The following is a 662-nucleotide window of genomic DNA, read 5'->3' on the forward strand; positions in this document are numbered from 1 at the left end:
ACCGTGTACTTTGCGGAGCCTTATAAAAGCTGGCAAAGAGGCACAAATGAAAACACCAATGGCTTAATACGTCAGTTTATACCTAAGTCAGCGGCCATTTCATTAGTTGACGACAAACAGATAAAGAAAATACAATATCTGTTGAACACACGCCCAAGAAAACGGCATAAGTTTAAAAGCCCTGCCGATTTTTATTCTAAGGAGTTAAGAAGAATTGCACTTCATGGTGTAATCTAGGCTTCCATTTTTAATTACTTTTTCCTATAAAAAATCATTTGCATCCAAATCATAACTACTAGGGGCTGTTGATCTTTGCTGTACATAAATTACTCAACAATACATTGGCAGCCACATTAACATAAATGCCAGTGATACCATACTAGCATAATTCCTTTCTAACTTATCGTATCTAGTTGATATTGAACGATATTGCTTGATTCTAGCAAAGGCATTCTCGACTAAATGACGATAGCGATAAAGGCACCTATCCATACTGCTTTTATCTATATCCTTACCATAATTACGTTTAGCAATCACCGTTCGTCCGCCTTTTTGACGAACAAAGCACCGAAAAGGCTCGCTGTCATAACCTTTATCGGCTATCACTGTATTGACTTCATCGAGCTTTTCAACTAGGTTTTCTGCATAAGTGATATCATGTC

At 37.3% G+C, this 662-nt stretch carries 2 protein-coding genes; one reads left to right on the forward strand and one right to left on the reverse strand.

Going from position 1 to position 662, the window contains the following annotated elements; all coding sequences use genetic code 11:
* Positions 1-237: IS30 family transposase (locus A9G38_RS09730; RefSeq protein WP_141671794.1), on the forward strand; the 237-nt coding region annotated here is incomplete at its 5' end.
* 93 nt (positions 238-330) lie between these two features.
* Here A9G38_RS09730 and A9G38_RS12330 read toward each other — a convergent pair.
* The coding region (locus tag A9G38_RS12330) for a transposase (protein WP_176700360.1) at positions 331-662 on the reverse strand (332 nt) is incomplete at its 5' end.

It is taken from the genome of Gilliamella sp. Imp1-1, from assembly GCF_001690415.1.
GTDB classification, from domain to species: domain Bacteria; phylum Pseudomonadota; class Gammaproteobacteria; order Enterobacterales; family Orbaceae; genus Gilliamella; species Gilliamella bombi.